The organism is Mesorhizobium sp. L103C105A0 (assembly GCF_000502215.1).
Lineage (GTDB): Bacteria > Pseudomonadota > Alphaproteobacteria > Rhizobiales > Rhizobiaceae > Mesorhizobium.
Window position 1 is genome coordinate 24,990 of sequence record NZ_AYXF01000016.1, and the last position, 16,897, is coordinate 41,886.

Consider the following 16,897-nt stretch of genomic DNA (forward strand, 5'->3'; position numbering starts at 1 on the left):
TCCTCCAGTCCTCCAGTCCTCCAGTCCTCCAGTCCTCCAGTCCTCCAGTCCTCCAGTCCTCCAGTTCCTCAGGCCGCGCTGCGCTGTGCCCCCAGCGTCATCCAGCCGCTGTCATCGATGGCGATGGAGACGGTTTCGTAGCCGCCAATCGAGTTGTGCTGAGTCGTCATTGGATGCTGGTGAGTGGCGCTGATCACCATCACCGACGCGCCCGCTGCTTCCGCCGCCGCGATACCGGCCGGTGCGTCCTCGAAGACCAGACAGTCGCCGATGTCGACGCCGAGCCGTTTTGCCGCCAGCAGGAAACAGTCGGGCGCCGGTTTGCCGTGCGACACATCCTCGGCCGCGACCACCAAGGCGGGAACCGGGATGCCGGCGGCCCGCATGCGCAGCAGCGCCAACGGGCGCGGCGCGGAGGTGACGATCGCCCAGCGCTCGGCCGGCAGCGCGTTGAGAAACCGTACTGCGCCGGCGATCGGCAGCACGCCTTCGACATCGTCCGACTCGGCCTGCAACAGCACAAACGCCTCATGAACAGGGTCGACGCCGGGAAGCGCCAGCCTGGTGATGGTCTCGACCGCCCGCACGCCATGGATCGTCGGCAGGAAGGCTTCGACGTCGAGACCGTGCTTAAGCGCCCACGCCGCCCAGACGCGCTCGGCCGAGGCGATCGAATTGAGCACCGTGCCATCCATATCGAACAGGAACGCGGCGAATTTTCTGCCTGCAAACATCAGATTTTCCACGGGTTAGGGATCGTTTCGGGAGGTCGAAACATGTCGTTCGACCGTAACGTCGCCACGCCTGCCTGGGAAGCCGCGGGAGAGCCTTTTCGATAGTTCCAGGGAACCATGGTCCCGCCTCTGGCGTTTTGAGCATACTGTTTTCCACGGGATCGAAGGGGCAATCATTGTGCTGATCCGGCTCGGCTACGAAATCGCCATTGAATGCGTCGGCGCCACGCCGGTCATCTCGCTGCTTGATATCCACAGGGATCGTCAGGCCGACATCAAACGGCAGACGCGCGTGCTGACGTCGCCTTCAGTGCCGAGCAAGGTCTATCACGATCTGTTCGGCAATACCTGCCGCCGCTTCACCGTACCCGCCGGCAGTTTCCGCATTCTCTATGACGCAGCCGTCGAGGACAGCGGCGAGCCTGACGCGGTCAACACGCTGGCCAGGGAAGTGCCGGTGGCGGAACTGCCGGACGATGTGCTCGGCTACCTCCTCGGCAGCCGCTATTGCGAGACCGATCATCTGAGCAGTCTGGCCTGGCAGCTTTTCGGCCATGTCCCCTCCGGCTGGGCGCGGGTGCAGGCGATCGTCGACTATGTCCACAACCGGCTGTCCTTCGGCTATGGCTATGCGCGGTCGACGCGCACCGCAGCCCAAGCGCATGAGGAGCAGGTTGGTGTATGCCGCGACTTCGCCCATCTGGCGATCACGCTCTGCCGCTGCATGAACATCCCGGCCCGCTATGTGAACGGTTATCTCGGCGACATCGGCGTACCGGCCGACCCGGCGCCGATGGACTTTTCGGCCTGGATGGAAGTGTTCCTCGACGGCAAATGGTACACGTTCGACCCGCGTCATAATCGTCCAAGGATAGGCCGCGTCGTCATCGCGCGCGGTCGTGATGCCACGGATGTCCCGCTGCTGCACAGCTTCGGCCCGCACCAACTTTCGCTGTTCAAGGTCTGGACCTATGAGCAGGAAGGCAATCTGTTCAACCCGCCCTATCACGGCGTCGACAAGACGGTGAGCGCGCGGATGCTGGCGTGACCGGACTCTGATCCGCTTCGACACACAATCCGGGAATGGAAAAGGCCGCCGCTTCTTGACGAAGCCGGCGGCCTTCCGTGTTTCCGTCCGTGGCGCGGCCAATGGCGGCGACCGAGGTCACCCGCCGCGCTTCGCGCGCCTTAACGGGAAGACTGCTTCCCGAAAGTGCAATCCGCTGAGGCCACGTTCTGGAAAACGAAATCACTCGACATCGGATCACCTCCTTTCGATTGTTGAACACGTACAGATGATGGGGTGCGTTGCAGCAAAAAACAAGATGCCGATTTGAAATAGCTGGCGAGCCGCCTTTTGCGCCGGGTTGCGAAGAGCCGCGCGGGCGGGCAAAATCCATGCAAGGTGGATTGTCAGGACTCGGGAGGATGGCCATGGAGGCAGCCGAGAAGGCCGCGCGCATCGTGCGAACGGTGATCGAAACGCTGAAGCCGGGTTTTGCGGTCAAGCTGTGGACCGGCGAGCGGATCGGTCCCGCCACCGGGCCCGTGCTCACCATCAACGACCAGGACATCGTCTGGCAGGTGGTGAAGCGGCCATCACTGTCGACGCTGATCGAGATGTGGATTTCCAAGACGATAGACATCGAAGACGGGACGATTTTCGATTTTTATGCACTGCCGTCGCAAGGCAAGCTCAGGACCAAGCTCAAGTCGCTGCCGAAGCTGGCGATCCTGCGCGACCTGCCGGCGGTGCTCCTGTCACGCAAGCAGATGAGTGCACGCACCGATCTGTCGGGTCGCAACCCCTATGTCAGCGGGTCGAGCCAGGAGGCGATCCAGCATCACTACGACATTTCGAATGCCTTTTACCGGCTCTTCCTCGACGAGCGCATGGTCTACAGCTGCGGCTACTTTAAGGATTTCGCCGATGGCATCGACCAAGCGCAGGCCGACAAGCTCGACCATATCTGCCGCAAGCTCAGGCTGAAATCGGGCGAAAAGCTGCTCGACATCGGCTGCGGCTGGGGCGCCATGCTGATCCATGCGGCCAAAAATTACGGCGTCGTCGGCCATGGCGTGTCGCTGTCGCAGGCGCAGACCGATCTCGCCCGCGAGCGCATCCGCGCCGAAGGGCTGCAGGACCGCATCACCATCGAGATCAAATCCTATGCGGAACTCAAAGGCTCCTTCGACAAGATATCGTCGATCGGCATGTTCGAGCATCTCGGCCTCGCCAACCACGCCACCTATTTCAAGACCATCCATCGCTTGCTGAAGCCCGGCGGCATCTATCTGCACCACGCCATCACCAGGCGAAGCAAGGGCGACTTGAAGAAAACCTTGCGCAAGGGGCCGGAGTTCAAGGCGCTGCTCAAATACATTTTCCCCGGCGGGGAACTCGACACGATCGGCATGACGCTGGGCAATCTGGAGGCGCATGGCTTCCTGGTCTACGACGTCGAGAATCTGCGCGAGCACTATGCGCGCACCTGCCGGCTGTGGGCCCAGCGGCTACAGGCTCGCTTCGACGAGGCGGTCGCCGAAGTCGGCGAGGCCAAGGCACGGCTGTGGCTGCTTTATCTCACCGGCTGCTCGATCACCTTCGAGCGCGCCTCGGCGCAGATTTTTCAGACCGTCGTCACCAAACGGGCACGCGGCCCGAGCGGGCTGCCGCCGACACGGGCGGATCTGTATCGGTAGAGATAGGATTCGGGGCCGAACCCCACGCTTTCCAAGGTCTGCGATTCGCTGCCTCGCGGTAGAGGCCTACACGAACCGCATCGGCGCGCCGATCTCGACGCGGGCAGGCCTGTCCACAGTGCAATAGACGCCGAGATTATGGGCGTTGTGGCGGACCAGATTGCGCAGGATGCCGGGATCGTGGTCGAAGCCGTCCTGGCTGATGATGGTGAAGCCGCAGCGGCGGCACGGCTCCGAGACGGTCACCAGCAGGTCGCCGATGGCAAGCTTGCGGCCAATCCATTCGGTCTCGGGAAACGAGCTCTCGACCGCCGCCATGTCGACGACAATGTTGGGGCGGAAGCGGCGCGGATCGGGAATGCCTTCGGGGTGCAGCGCCTTTAGCCGCGCCAGCGATGCGGTGGTCAAGAGATGGATCGGCGCTTTGCGGTAGCGCGCCGCGGTGAGCGGGCCGGTGTAGCCGGGGGCGTTGTCCTGGCTGAACGGCCGGATCGAGGCGAAGAAGCCGAGATAGGCCGAGATGGCTTGGTCGCATTCCACACCCGGCACTGCCAGCCAGTCGCCGTCGGGAACGGCGATCTCCAGCTCGCGATCGTTGGTGAGCCGGGTGCAGATGCGCGGCACCTTGTGCCACTTGGCGTCGCGGTCGGGCCGCGCGATCTCATTGTCCGAGACATCGACAAGGCCGAACAGCCGGTCGCCGTCGATGGTTTCAAGGCCGACCGAAATGGCGTCCTGGCGTTCGCCGGCAAGCGAACTTGCAGGGTAACGCCAGAGCTCCGTGACTGCGCCCAGTGCAGCCATCAAATCCCCTCAGCCCTTCTTGTTCTGGCGGTTGGCGATCAGATCATCGACCACGGCCGGATCGGCCAGTGTCGAGGTATCGCCGAGCGCGGAAAAATCGTCCTCGGCGATCTTGCGCAGGATACGGCGCATGATCTTGCCGGAGCGGGTTTTCGGCAGTCCGGGCGCGAACTGCAGCTTGTCGGGCGAGGCGATGGCGCCGATCTCCTTGCGGACATGGGCCACGAGCTCCTTGCGCAGTTCCTCGCTCGGCTCCACGCCTTTCATCAAGGTAACGTAGCTGTAGATGCCCTGGCCCTTGATGTCGTGGGGATAGCCGACGACAGCTGCTTCCGACACCTTCTCATGGCTGACGAGCGCCGATTCGACCTCGGCCGTTCCCATGCGGTGGCCGGAAACGTTGATGACGTCGTCGACGCGGCCGGTGATCCAGTAATAGCCGTCGGCGTCGCGGCGACAGCCGTCTCCGGTGAAGTATTTGCCCTTGTAGGTGGAGAAATAAGTCTGCACGAAGCGGTCGTGATCGCCATAGACCGTGCGCATCTGGCCGGGCCAGGAATCGGCGATGCAGAGATTGCCGTCGGCCGCCCCTTCCAGCACCTTGCCTTCGCCGTCGACCAGCTGCGGCTTGATGCCGAAGAAGGGCCGCGTCGCCGAGCCGGCCTTGAGGTCGGTGGCGCCGGGCAGCGGCGTGATCAGAATGCCGCCGGTCTCGGTCTGCCACCATGTGTCGACGATCGGCACCTTGCCGTTGCCGACGATGTTGAAATACCACTCCCAAGCTTCCGGATTGATCGGTTCGCCGACCGAGCCCAGCACGCGCAGCGACTTGCGCGAGGTCTTCTTCACCGGTTCGTCGCCGGCGCCCATCAGCGCGCGCAGTGCCGTCGGCGCGGTGTAGAAGATGTTGACCTTGTGCTTGTCGATGACTTCCCAGAAGCGCGACTGCGAGGGGTAGTTCGGCACGCCCTCGAACATCAGCGTGGTGGCGCCGTTGGCGAGCGGGCCATAGACGATATAGCTGTGGCCGGTGACCCAACCGACATCGGCGGTGCACCAGTAGATATCGCCATCATGGTAGTCGAAGACATATTGGTGGGTCATCGAGACATAGACGAGATAGCCGGCGGTGGTGTGCAGCACGCCCTTCGGCTTGCCGGTCGAACCTGAGGTATAGAGGATGAACAGCGGATCCTCGGCCTTCATCTTCTCCGGCTTGCAGTCGCCTTTCACCGTGGCGATCTCGTCATGGTACCAGATGTCGCGTCCCTGGACCCAGCCGGTCTTGCCGCCGGTGCGGCGAACGACGACCACCTTATCGACCTTGGTGCCGGCCTTGGCGGCGATTTCGATCGCTCTGTCGGTGTTTTCCTTCAGCGGGATCGGCTTGCCGCCGCGCAGGCCTTCGTCGGCGGTGATGACGAAGGTCGACTTGCAGTCATCGATGCGGCCGGCCAGCGCGTCCGGTGAAAAGCCGCCGAAGACGATCGAGTGGATGGCGCCGATGCGGGTGCAAGCCAGCATCGCGTAGGCCGCTTCCGGGATCATCGGCATGTAGATGGTGACGCGGTCGCCCTTCCTGACGCCGTGCTTCTTCATCACATTGGCGAGCCGGCAGACATGCTCGTAGAGCTCGTTGTAGGTGATCTTCTTGTCGTCGTAGGGATTGTCGCCTTCCCAGATGATGGCTGTCTGGTTGCCGCGCTTCTTCAAATGGCGGTCGATGCAGTTGTAGGAGACGTTGGTTTCGCCGTCCTCGAACCATTTGATCGAGACCTTGCCCTCGAAGGAGGTGTTCTTGACCTTGCTGAACGGCTTGAACCAGTCGATGCGCTTGCCGTGCTTGCCCCAGAACTTGTCCGGATTCTTCACGCTGTCGGCATACCATTTGAGGTAGGTGTCATTGTCGATCAGCGCATTCTTCTTCCACGCCGGCTGGACGCGGTGGATCTTCACCTCGGACATGTCTTCACTTTCCTCCCAAACCACCCCGCCGGCTTGACCACAGCCAGGATCACGGCGACGCAGCCGCGAATTCGGCGGCATTATTAACAGTTCCGCGCTGACGGCAACATTAGACGTTGGATTCGCGTGGCGGGATGCCGCAGCTCCCGTTTCGGTTGTATCAGCACTCGGCGGCGGTCGCTGCTAACTGCATGTTTTCGTGCATAAAACCCGACTGGGATCAGGAAAATCATAGACAGTTAAGGAACGGCGCGCACAATTCGGTGTTGGGAGGAATGGAGAATCAACTAGGCCAAGGGGCTGTCATGCGCGATCATTCCGAAATGGACCTGATGCTCAAGGGGTATGGCCTGACCACGGCCAAGATTCTGTACCATTTTCCCGACCACCCGCATCTGCTGCAGAGCTTCATCTGGCAGGATTACGATCTGGCGCCGAAGTTTCCGGTGCTGATCAAGTTCATCGAGTTCTGGAAGGCCAGGCTCGACGGGCCGCTGCATTCGATCAGCTACACGCACCAGAAGCTGATCGCGCCGAACGAATGGCGGAAGGTGGATGGGGAGTTCGTGCTGCACTGAGCGGCAGTATAGCTGATCTCCCCCGCAAGGGGGGAGATTGGCAGCTTCAACGTCGTGCGATCACACCGCAGGCGGGTTCAGTCGGGCGAAACCTTCCTGGCGGCGATAAGGGAAGTACGGGTAGGGCGCGGTCACTTCGCTTGCGGCGTCGAGCTTTTTGACCTGCTCCGGCGTCAATGCCCAGCCGACGGCGCCGAGGTTCTGGCGCAGCTGTTCCTCGTTGCGGGCGCCGATGATGACCGAGGACACGGTCGGGCGCCGCAACAGCCAGTTGATGGCGATCTGCGGCACGGTCTTGCCGGTCTCTTCAGCCATCGCATCAAGCGCATCCATGACCCGGTAGAGATGTTGGTCCGCGACCGGCGGGCCGAAATCGGCGGTGTCGTGCAGCCGGCTCTTTTCCGGCAGGGGCTGGCCGCGGCGGATCTTGCCGGTCAGGCGGCCCCAGCCGAGCGGGCTCCACACCAGCGCGCCGATGCCCTGGTCGATACCGAGCGGCATCAGCTCCCATTCATAGTCGCGACCGACCAGCGAGTAGTAGACCTGATGCGCGGCGTAGCGCGGATAAGCATGCTTGTCAGCTTCCGCCAGCGATTTCATCACCTGCCAGCCGGAGAAGTTGGAGACGCCGACATAGCGCAGCTTGCCGGCGCGCACGAGGTCGTCCAGCGTCGACAACACCTCCTCGATCGGCGTGCCGGCATCGAAGGCGTGCAGCTGCAACAGGTCGATGTAATCGGTGCCCATGCGCTTCAGGGCGGCGTCGACGGCTTTGATCAGCCGCGAGCGCGACGAGCCGTAGTCGGCCGGTCTGTCGCCCATCGGCAGCGAAGTCTTGGTCGAGATCAGCACCGCGTCGCGGCGGCCTTTGATGGCTTCGCCAAGCACTTCCTCGGAGGCGCCGTTCGAATAGACATCGGCGGTGTCGAACAGATTGACGCCGGCCTCGAGGCAGATGTCGATCAGCCGCCGCGCTTCCTTGGCATCGCTGTTGCCCCAGGCCCCGAACAGCGGCCCGGAGCCGCCGAAAGTGCCGGCGCCGAAAGAGAGTGCGGGCACTTTCAGGCCCGATGCGCCGAGACGTCGATAATCCATTTTATGCTCCTTGATGATGTCGAAGAAGGATTGCGCGTGATGCTCATGACTGGGCGCAGACCGGCACCCCGATTGTGGGGGCGCGATCGAGGCGCAGCGCCAGGGCAGCGACGCCAAGAGCCGCGACCGGCAGCAAAGCGGCGATCCAGGTTAGTGAGCCGAGGCCGAGGTCATGGGCAATCACCGCGCCGCCAAGCCAAGCGCCGGCGGCATTGCCGAGGTTGAAGGCGGCGATGTTGAAGGACGAGGCGAGGCTCTGGCCCGCGCCTTGCGCCTTTTCCAGCACCCACATCTGCAGCGGCGCCACGGTGGCGAAGGCGGCGGCACCAAGCAGGCCGACATAGATGACGGCCAGGATTTGGCTGTGGACGGCGAAGGTCATTGTGGCCAGCACCAACGCCAGCACCACGAGGCTGCCGAGCACCGCCGGCACCAGCCAGCGGTCGGCGACCTTGCCGCCAAGCAGATTGCCGGCGATAAGACCGCCACCGAAGACGAGNCCGGCGTCAGGGGCAGTTGATCTGGCAGGCCTTGCCGCTCGCCGAGCAGCACCGGCGTGCGGCGCAGCACTGCGAGGTCGGCGCGCAGATTGGTCTTCTCGGGCGCTTCCTTGCTGCGCGGCACCAGAAGCAGGATGACGGCAAAGGCTGCCAAGCCGACCAGGGTTACGGCCCAGAAGGTGGCGCGCCAGCCGAAGGTCTGGCCGAGCCAAGTGCCGAAGGGCACGCCGAGGATGTTGGCGATAGTCAGGCCGGTGAACATCAGCGCGATCGCCGAGGCTTTCTTGTTGGGCGCGACCAGGCCGGTGGCGACCACCGAGCCGACGCCAAAGAAAGTGCCATGGGCAAAGGCGGTGATGATGCGGGCGCCCATCAGCGTCCAGTAGTCGGGGGCGATCGCACAGGCGAGGTTGCCGAGCGTGAAGATCGCCATAAGGGCCAGAAGGACGGTCTTGCGGGGCCAGTTGCCGGTGGCGATGGTCAAAAGCGGCGCGCCGATGACGACGCCCAACGCGTAGCCCGAAATCAACTGGCCGGCGGCCGAGATCGAGACTCCGAGATCTTTGCTGACATCGATCAGCAGCCCCATGATGACGAATTCGGTGACACCGATGCCGAAGGCGCCGGCAGCGAGGGCGTAGAGAGCAAGAGGCATGGCGGTTTCCAGTTCGAACTCGATGAACGCGACCAGACCCGCGCCCCGACCGCAGAGATCGTGTTGCCATGCCTTGTGAACCAGACTTGCCTTGGGCATATTTCCTGTGAAATAGATTCACAAATGGCCAGACCCGATATCAACCGTTCCGGCGAGATCGAAGTGTTCGTCCGCGTCGTCGAGGCGGGCAGTTTCTCGGCTGCGGCTCGTTCGCTGCGTATGACACCGTCGGCGGTGAGCAAGCTGATCGCGCGACTGGAGGCAAGGCTCGGCGCGCGGCTGGTCACGCGCTCGACGCGCAAGCTGCAGCTGACGCCGGAAGGGACGGCGTTCTATGACAGCGGGGTGCGCATCCTGGCCGATATGGCGGCGGCCGAGCGCGAGGCGGCCGTGGGTGCCGCGCCGCGCGGACGGCTGCGCGTCAACTCCTATGTGCCCTTCGGGGTGCATCGGCTGATCCCGCTGCTGCCTGATTTCCTCGAACGCTACCCCGGGATTTCGGTCGATCTGGTGCTGACCGACAGCGTCATCGATTTGATGGCTGAGCGTGCCGACGTCGCCATCCGCGCCGGGCCGCTCGGCGAGTCGCGGCTGGTGGCGCGCAAGCTCGGGCAAAGCCGGATGACAGTCGTTGCCGCACCGTCCTATCTCAAGACGCATGGCACGCCGCTGGTTCCAGCAGATCTCGACCGGCACAATCGCATGGCTTTCGGCTTTGTCCGGCATGTCGATGGCTGGTCGTTTGTCGATGCAACCGGGAACGCCGTCATGGTGCCGATCACCGGAAACACGCTGGTCGGCGATGGCGAGTCGATGCGGTTGATGGCGGTCGGCGGCGCCGGCATCGCCCGGCTGGCACACTGGCATGTGGCCGATGACATCGCGGCGGGGCGGCTGACGGCGCTGCTGGAGGATTTCAATCCGGGCGACGAGGAGCCTACCCACGCCGTCTATGTCGGCCAGGGCCGGCATTTGCCCGCACGGGTGCGGGCGTTTCTCGACTTTCTGGTCGAGAGCGTGCGGATGAGCTGAAAAGACGTTGGGGAGCCAGATGACCCCCCAAGCATCAGGCGACAGCGATGACTATTTCTTCGGGGTGAACGGCGCCGGGCGGCGACCGGCGCCCTGACGCTCCAGCATCCAGCCGGGATATTCGGCCGGCAGCGCGCTGACCTCATCCAGTTTGGCGAGATCGTCGGCGTCGAGCTTCACCTCGGCCGCGGCTAGGTTCTGCTCGAGCTGCTCCATGCGGCTGGCGCCGATGATGACGCTCATGACGAAAGGTTTGGCCAGGACATAACCGAGCGCGACCGTAGCGACGCTGACATCGTGCTTTTTGGCGATGTCGCGCATGACGGCGACGGCTGCCCAGGCGCGGTCCTCATCGACCGGCGGGAAGTTGAAGGCGGCGCGGCGGCCCTCGCCATTGCCGGGCGCGCCGGGACCGTATTTGCCCGACAGCAGGCCGCCGGCCATCGGCGACCACACCATCAAGCCGAGCTTCTCCTCGTTGATGAGCGGCACGATCTCACGCTCGAGATCGCGGCCGGCGATCGAGTAATAGGACTGGATGGTCTCGAAGCGGGAGAACCCCTTGCGCTCGGCAATGCCCAGAGCCTTGGCGATGCGCCATGCCTGCCAGTTGGAGACGCCGACATAGCGAACCTTGCCGCTGGCAACCAGGTCATCAAGTGCCCGTAGCGTCTCGTCGATCGGCGTCACCGTATCGGTGCCGTGCAACTGATAGAGGTCGATATGGTCGAGCTGCAGCCGCTCCAGGCTGCCCTCGACCGAATCCATGATGTGGCCTCGCGAAGAGCCGCGCTCGTTCGGGCCCTGGCCCATGGCGCCATGCACCTTGGTGGCAATGACGACGTCCGAGCGCTTGACGCCGAGATCCCTGAGCGACTGGCCGAGCAGGCGCTCGGACTGGCCGAAGGAGTAGACGTCGGCGGTGTCGAAGAAATTGACGCCGGCGGCGATCGAACGGCCAACGATGTCGTTGACGCCCTTCTGGTCGAGGCTGGCGATCAGACCCCATTGGGCATTCTCGCCGGCGGCGCCGAAGGTCATTGTGCCGAGGCAGAGTTCGGAGACGAACATCCCCGTATTTCCGAGTTGATTGTAGCGCATGGTGGCAGCTCCAGAAGATTTGGTGATTACGCAAAGCAAATAGGAACGGTACGTTTCGTTTCCAGTGGTGGCACAATGATGGGCCGGCTCTGGCACAACCTGCGGCCGACCCAACACCGGATCAACACAGGCGGGTCAGGCTTCCCAAGGGTTGAACATTGTGACGGCAGTATCGTCGAAATCGGCGACGTTGCGTGTGACCAGTATGAGATCGTGGAAGAGCGCCGTCGCGGCTATAAGCCCATCTGCGTCGCCGCGCGTGCGGATCGCGGAGATGCGACCCCATTGGGCAGCGATGTTCTCGTCTATGCCGAGAATTCGGTTTTCGTAGCTGTGGCGCAGACCGTGGAACCACGTTGCTAAATGGTTTGCAGTGTCGGGGTCGTTTCGCCGCTTCATTTCGATTCCGCGTGCGATTTCACCGAGCGTGATGACGCTTAGAAACAGAGACTGGCGCTCTTGCTTGATTATCCAATCCGCCACTGGCCCCCCTCGCTTTCGCGCATCCGACACGACGTTCGTGTCCAGAAGAAACATCAGAGGTCCACGTCTCGGCCGGGCCCCTTGGAGCGGCGATTGACCTCTTCGACGAAGTCGTCGTCCCATTCGGGACCGGAAAGAAGGTATTCCGCAAGTGAGGGCTTAGAGCCGACGAGCCTTTCGTATTCTTCAGCGGCCAACACGACAGCAGCGGGCTTTCCACGCAAGGTGATGGTCTGCGGGCCCTTTTCACGAGCCTGCTGAACCAGCTTCGAGAGATTGTTTTTTGCGTCCTGCAGATGCCAGTTCATGGAAGGTACCTAGCTAGCTTGGCTAGATATAGCATCGCTGCAGCGATGCAGCAACAATGCTACTGTTAGGGCGGCGAGATCACCGAGGTTTATCGGCCGCCGAAAATCGCCGAGCCGACGCGGACGCTGGTGGCGCCGAAGGCTATGGCGGTCTCGAAGTCGCCGGACATGCCCATCGACAGTTTTGCGACTCCGGCCTCTTTGCCGAGCTTTTCCAGCAAGGCGAAATGCGGGCCGGGGTTTTCGTCGGCCGGCGGGATGCACATCAGGCCTTCGATGGCGAGGCCATGGACATCGCGGCAGCGGGCGACGAAGGCGACGGCGTCGCGCGGCTCGATGCCGGCCTTTTGCGGCTCCGAACCGGTATTGACCTGGACATAAAGCTTTGGCGTGCGGCCCTGGCGCACGATTTCCTTGGCGAGCTCGGCGGCGAGCTTTTCGCGGTCGACGGTCTCGATGACGTCGGCGAGAGCGACGGCTTCCCTCGCCTTGTTCGACTGCAGCGGGCCGATCAGATGCAGTTCGATATTAGGGAATTCCGCTTTCAAGGCCGGCCATTTGCCTTGCGCTTCCTGCACGCGGTTTTCGCCGAAGACGCGCTGGCCAGCCTCGATGACCGGGCGGATGACGTCGGTCTCAAAAGTCTTCGACACCGCAACCAGCGTCACCGAACCGGCGTCACGGCCGGCCTCGCGCTCGGCGGCAGCGATCCTCGTCTTGACGGCGAAAAACTGTTCGACGGCGCTGGCCATGCCCATATCCTGCCTGTCTTTAATCGTCTTGGCCGGCTCGCCGCAGTTGACGGGTCCGGCAATCCATGGTGAACACCGCGACGACATTTACCTCGGCCACCGGGCCTTGTCCGGCGGTCTGCGCCTGCTTTTAAGTGAAAATCATCCGATGGCAACCGAACGATACAATCCGCGCGCGTCAGAGCCCAAATGGCAGAAGGCCTGGGCCGAAAAGAAGCTGTTCGAAGCGCATAACGACGATCCGAAGCCGAAATACTACGTGCTGGAGATGTTCCCCTATCCCTCGGGGAAGATCCATATCGGCCACACCCGCAACTACACGATGGGCGACGTGGTGGCGCGCTACAAGCGGGCCAAGGGTTTCAACGTGCTGCACCCGATGGGCTGGGACGCTTTCGGCATGCCGGCCGAAAACGCGGCGATGCAGAACAAGGTCCATCCCAAGGAATGGACCTACGCCAACATCGCCGCCATGCGCGAGCAGCTCAAGATGATGGGCCTGTCGCTGGACTGGGCGCGCGAGTTCGCCACCTGCGACGTCGACTATTACCACCGCCAGCAGATGCTGTTCCTCGATTTCGTCGAGAAGGGGCTGGTGACGCGCAAATCCTCCAAGGTCAACTGGGACCCGGAGGATATGACGGTGCTCGCCAACGAGCAGGTCATCGACGGGCGCGGCTGGCGCTCGGGCGCGCTGGTCGAACAGCGTGAGTTGACGCAGTGGTTCTTCAAGATCACCGATTACGCGCAGGACTTGCTGGATTCGCTGAACGGTCTCGGCGAGTGGCCGGAAAAGGTCAAGCTGATGCAGCAGAACTGGATCGGCCGCTCGGAAGGGCTGCTGGTCCGCTGGCCGCTGGCAGAGCCAAGTTCTAGCAAGATTGGTGGCGACACGAGCGAGCTGGAAGTCTACACGACCAGGCCCGACACCATTTTCGGCGCCTCCTTCATGGCGGTCGCCGCCGATCATCCGCTGGCCAGGAAGGCCGCCGAGAGCAATGTCGAACTGGCCAAGTTCATCGAAGAAATCAGACATATGGGCACGTCGGTGGCCGCACTGGAGACGGCCGAGAAGAAAGGTTTCGACACCGGCATCCGCGTCGTGCATCCGTTCGACGACTCGTGGACCCTGCCGGTCTACGTCGCGAATTTCGTTTTGATGGAATACGGCACCGGCGCCATATTCGGCTGCCCGTCGGGCGACCAGCGCGACCTCGATTTCGCCAACAGATACGGCCTGCCGGTGATCCCGGTGGTGATGCCGGAAGATGCCGACGCCAAAACCTTCCAGGTCACGGAAGACGCCTATGTCGATGACGGCGTGATGATCAATTCGCGTTTCCTCGACGGCATGAAGCCGGAGCAGGCGTTCGACGAGGTGGCAAAGCTCCTGGAGCAGAAAACCATAGGCGGGCGGCCAATGGCGGAGCGCAAGGTGAACTTCCGCTTGCGCGACTGGGGCATTTCGCGCCAGCGCTACTGGGGCTGTCCGATCCCCATGATCCATTGCGAGGATTGCGGCGTGGTTCCGGTGCCGAAAGCCGACCTGCCGGTCAAGCTGCCCGACGACATCGAGTTCGACCGTCCCGGCAATCCGCTCGACCGCCACCCGACCTGGCGGCATGTGAAGTGTCCGCAATGCGGCAAGGATGCGCGCCGCGAGACCGACACGATGGACACGTTCGTCGATTCGTCCTGGTATTTCGCGCGCTTTACAGCGCCCTGGGCCAATGAGCCGACGGAGCCGAAGGCTGCCGATGACTGGCTGGCCGTCGACCAGTATATTGGCGGCATCGAGCACGCGATCCTCCATCTGCTCTATTCGCGCTTCTTCACCCGCGCCATGCGCGCGACCGGGCATCTCGACCTGGCCGAGCCGTTCAAGGGCCTGTTCACGCAAGGCATGGTGGTGCATGAGACCTACCGCGTCGGCGGTGCGTCGAGCAATGGCCGCTGGCTGTCGCCGGCTGAGGTCAGGATCGAGGATGTCGGCGGCAAGCGCCGCGCCATCGAGATCGCCACCGGCGAAGAGGCGGCGATCGGCTCGCTCGAAAAGATGTCGAAGTCGAAGAAGAATACGGTAAGCCCGGAAGACATCACCGACGGCTACGGCGCCGACACCGCACGCTGGTTCATGCTGTCGGATTCGCCGCCCGAGCGCGACGTCGAGTGGACGGACGATGGCGCCGCCGGCGCACATCGCTTCATCCAGCGTGTCTGGCGCCTGGTGTCCATTGCCGCCGAGACGCTTGACGGCGCCAAGCCGCAGGCGGCGCCGGAGGGCGAGGCGGGCGCCGTTTCCAAGGCCGCGCACAAGATCCTGAAGGCTATCGGCGAGGATATCGAGAAGCTCGGCTTCAACCGGGCCATCGCCCGCATCTACGAACTGGCCAATGCCTTGACCGCGCCGCTCAACGACGTCGCCGAGGGCAAGGCCGACGCGGCGCTGAAAGGCGCCTGCCGCGAGGCGGTGGAGATTCTTGTGCATGTGGTCGCGCCGGTCATGCCGCATTTGGCCGAAGAGTGCTGGCACACGCTGGGCGGCACCGATCTGGTCGCCGAACGGCCATGGCCGGTCTATGATCCGGCGCTGGTCGTCGACAACGAGATCGTGCTGCCGGTCCAGGTCAACGGCAAGAAGCGCGGCGATTTGACAATTGCCCGCGACGCGGACCAAGGTGCGGTCGAAAAAGCGGTTCTGGCTCTCGACTTCGTGCAGAAAGCGCTGGAAGGTAAGGCGCCCCGCAAGGTGATCATCGTGCCGCAGAGGATCGTCAATGTCGTTGCTTGACCTCAGAAGGATGGGGCCCGATCTGGAAAAGACGACGCGCTTGCTGCGCCGCGCAGCGCTGTACGGCATGGTCGCTTCGATGGCGCTGGTTTCGGCCTGTACGGTCAGGCCGCTCTATTCCAGCGCGCCGTTGACGGCCGGCTCGACGCTCAGCGCTTCAGCGGAACTGGCGTCGGTCGCGGTCAAGCCGGTCAAGACCCGCTACGCCCAGCAGGTCCGCAACAATCTGATATTTGCCTTTGGTCAAGGCGCCGGCGAGCCGCCGGCGCCGGTCTACATGCTCGATCTCGGCGTCACCGAACTGGTCGAATCGGCCGCGGTGGTGCAGATCCAGACCGACGAAGACGAGCCGACGGCAGGCACGGTGACGCTGACCGCAAACTATGTGCTGACCGATGCCAGGACCGGCGTGGTGATCGCAACCGGCAAACGGTCGATCCCATCATCCTTCGACAAGCCGACGCAGGAGTTCGCCTCCTACCGGGCGCAGCTCGACGCCGAGAACCGCGCCGCGCGTGAACTGGCTGAAATGGTGAGCCTGTCGGTCGCCCAGGACTTGGTCAGGCACGGCAAGAAGGCCTGAGCATTCCCTGGCGCTGCCAACTAGACTTTTAGCAGTCCGCAACAAAAAGGCCGGTTTCCCGGCCTTTTTTCGTTTGTATCGAACCGATCTCAGCCGATCTTCTGGCCGGTCTTGGCCCAGTCGGCAGCGAACTGATCCAGGCCCTTGTCGGTCAACGGGTGCTTGACCAGCGCCTTCAGCGTCGCGGCCGGCGCGGTAACGACATCGGCGCCGATCAGGGCTGCCTGCTTGACGTGATTCACGGTGCGAACCGAAGCGACGAGGATCTCGGTGTCGAAATCGTAATTGTCGTAGATCTGCCGGATCTCCTGGATCAGTTCCATGCCGTCCGCGCCGGTATCGTCGACGCGGCCGACGAAGGGCGAGATGAACGAGGCGCCGGCCTTGGCCGCCAGCAGCGCCTGGTTGGCCGAGAAGCACAGCGTTACATTGACCATGCGGTTCATCTCGGTGCGGATCGTCTTGCAGGCGCGCAGGCCGTCGAGCGTCAGCGGCACCTTGATGCAGACATTGTCGGCGATCTTGGCCAGGATGTTGGCCTCGGCCATCATGTCCTTGTATTCGATCGCAACGACCTCGGCCGAAACCGGGCCCTTGACGATGTCGCAGATCTGCTTGGTGACCTCGGCGATCTTGCCGCCGGATTTCAGGATCAGCGAGGGATTGGTGGTCACGCCGTCGAGCAGCCCCAGGTCGTTCAGTTCCTTGATGTCCTTGATGTCAGCGGTGTCGACAAAAAATTTCATGGGGGTCTCCTGAAAGATTTCCATGTGCATGCCATGCACATTCCGGGTTGCCCTTTGATCTAGACCA

General features: G+C 63.0%; 15 protein-coding genes and 1 pseudogene. 6 read left to right on the forward strand and 10 right to left on the reverse strand.

Going from position 1 to position 16,897, the window contains the following annotated elements:
* Positions 1-68: 68 nt before the first annotated feature.
* Positions 69-734, reverse strand: a complete 666-nt coding sequence (locus tag X727_RS138070) for an HAD-IA family hydrolase (RefSeq protein WP_023668644.1) — start codon at positions 732-734, stop codon at positions 69-71.
* A 178-nt stretch (positions 735-912) separates the two neighbouring features.
* Between X727_RS138070 and X727_RS138065 the strand changes: the two genes are divergently transcribed.
* Entirely contained in the window at positions 913-1,782 is an 870-nt protein-coding gene (locus tag X727_RS138065) for a transglutaminase family protein (RefSeq protein ID WP_023700201.1), read from the forward strand.
* Positions 1,783-2,168: 386 nt separating this feature from the next.
* Positions 2,169-3,437: a cyclopropane-fatty-acyl-phospholipid synthase family protein gene (locus X727_RS138060; protein ID WP_023818257.1), complete on the forward strand. Its 1,269-nt coding sequence runs from the start codon at positions 2,169-2,171 to the stop codon at positions 3,435-3,437.
* A gap of 66 nt (positions 3,438-3,503) precedes the next feature.
* On the opposite strand, the gene X727_RS138055 is transcribed toward X727_RS138060, so the two are convergent.
* Both X727_RS138055 and acs read right to left on the reverse strand, forming a co-directional pair.
* A complete protein-coding gene (locus tag X727_RS138055) occupies positions 3,504-4,241 on the reverse strand; it encodes an MOSC domain-containing protein (protein ID WP_023835210.1) in 738 nt (245 codons plus the stop codon).
* 9 nt (positions 4,242-4,250) lie between these two features.
* On the reverse strand, positions 4,251-6,206 hold the full coding sequence (gene acs / locus X727_RS138050) for an acetate--CoA ligase (RefSeq protein WP_023835211.1): 1,956 nt from the start codon (positions 6,204-6,206) through the stop codon (positions 4,251-4,253).
* A 305-nt stretch (positions 6,207-6,511) separates the two neighbouring features.
* On the opposite strand from acs, the gene X727_RS138045 reads away from it, so the two are divergent.
* Complete coding sequence (locus X727_RS138045; RefSeq protein ID WP_023668649.1) at positions 6,512-6,784, forward strand: usg protein; 273 nt, start codon at positions 6,512-6,514, stop codon at positions 6,782-6,784.
* Positions 6,785-6,844: 60 nt separating this feature from the next.
* Here the strand turns inward: X727_RS138045 and X727_RS138040 are convergent, their stop codons facing one another.
* Positions 6,845-7,879 carry an aldo/keto reductase gene (locus X727_RS138040; RefSeq protein ID WP_023688867.1) on the reverse strand — a complete coding sequence of 345 codons (1,035 nt, stop codon included), beginning with the start codon at positions 7,877-7,879 and terminating at the stop codon, positions 6,845-6,847.
* A 43-nt stretch (positions 7,880-7,922) separates the two neighbouring features.
* A pseudogene (locus X727_RS01000000165130) lies at positions 7,923-9,034 on the reverse strand (MFS transporter).
* 123 nt (positions 9,035-9,157) lie between these two features.
* On the opposite strand from X727_RS01000000165130, the gene X727_RS138035 reads away from it, so the two are divergent.
* On the forward strand, positions 9,158-10,066 hold the full coding sequence (locus tag X727_RS138035; protein ID WP_023700207.1) for a LysR family transcriptional regulator: 909 nt from the start codon (positions 9,158-9,160) through the stop codon (positions 10,064-10,066).
* Between the two features lie 51 nt (positions 10,067-10,117).
* Here the strand turns inward: X727_RS138035 and X727_RS138030 are convergent, their stop codons facing one another.
* The 4 genes from X727_RS138030 to X727_RS138015 all read right to left on the reverse strand — a co-directional run bounded on the left by X727_RS138030 (position 10,118) and on the right by X727_RS138015 (position 12,710).
* The gene (locus X727_RS138030) at positions 10,118-11,167 is read right to left on the reverse strand and encodes an aldo/keto reductase (protein WP_023700208.1); all 1,050 of its coding nucleotides are present in this window, start codon (positions 11,165-11,167) and stop codon (positions 10,118-10,120) included.
* A 135-nt stretch (positions 11,168-11,302) separates the two neighbouring features.
* Positions 11,303-11,704, reverse strand: a complete 402-nt coding sequence (locus X727_RS138025) for a type II toxin-antitoxin system VapC family toxin (RefSeq protein ID WP_023684083.1) — start codon at positions 11,702-11,704, stop codon at positions 11,303-11,305.
* A complete protein-coding gene (locus X727_RS138020; RefSeq protein ID WP_023684084.1) occupies positions 11,704-11,958 on the reverse strand; it encodes a type II toxin-antitoxin system Phd/YefM family antitoxin in 255 nt (84 codons plus the stop codon). Before X727_RS138020 ends, X727_RS138025 begins: the two co-directional genes overlap by 1 nt.
* Positions 11,959-12,047: 89 nt before the next feature.
* Positions 12,048-12,710, reverse strand: a complete 663-nt coding sequence (locus X727_RS138015) for a YggS family pyridoxal phosphate-dependent enzyme (RefSeq protein WP_023745345.1) — start codon at positions 12,708-12,710, stop codon at positions 12,048-12,050.
* 148 nt (positions 12,711-12,858) lie between these two features.
* On the opposite strand from X727_RS138015, the gene leuS reads away from it, so the two are divergent.
* Positions 12,859-15,501 carry a leucine--tRNA ligase gene (leuS, locus tag X727_RS138010; protein WP_031204737.1) on the forward strand — a complete coding sequence of 881 codons (2,643 nt, stop codon included), beginning with the start codon at positions 12,859-12,861 and terminating at the stop codon, positions 15,499-15,501.
* A complete protein-coding gene (gene lptE, locus X727_RS138005) occupies positions 15,488-16,084 on the forward strand; it encodes an LPS assembly lipoprotein LptE (protein ID WP_023750361.1) in 597 nt (198 codons plus the stop codon). Before leuS ends, lptE begins: the two co-directional genes overlap by 14 nt.
* 89 nt (positions 16,085-16,173) lie before the next feature.
* Here the strand turns inward: lptE and fsa are convergent, their stop codons facing one another.
* The gene (fsa, locus tag X727_RS138000) at positions 16,174-16,830 is read right to left on the reverse strand and encodes a fructose-6-phosphate aldolase (protein ID WP_023684088.1); all 657 of its coding nucleotides are present in this window, start codon (positions 16,828-16,830) and stop codon (positions 16,174-16,176) included.
* Positions 16,831-16,897: the final 67 nt, after the last annotated feature.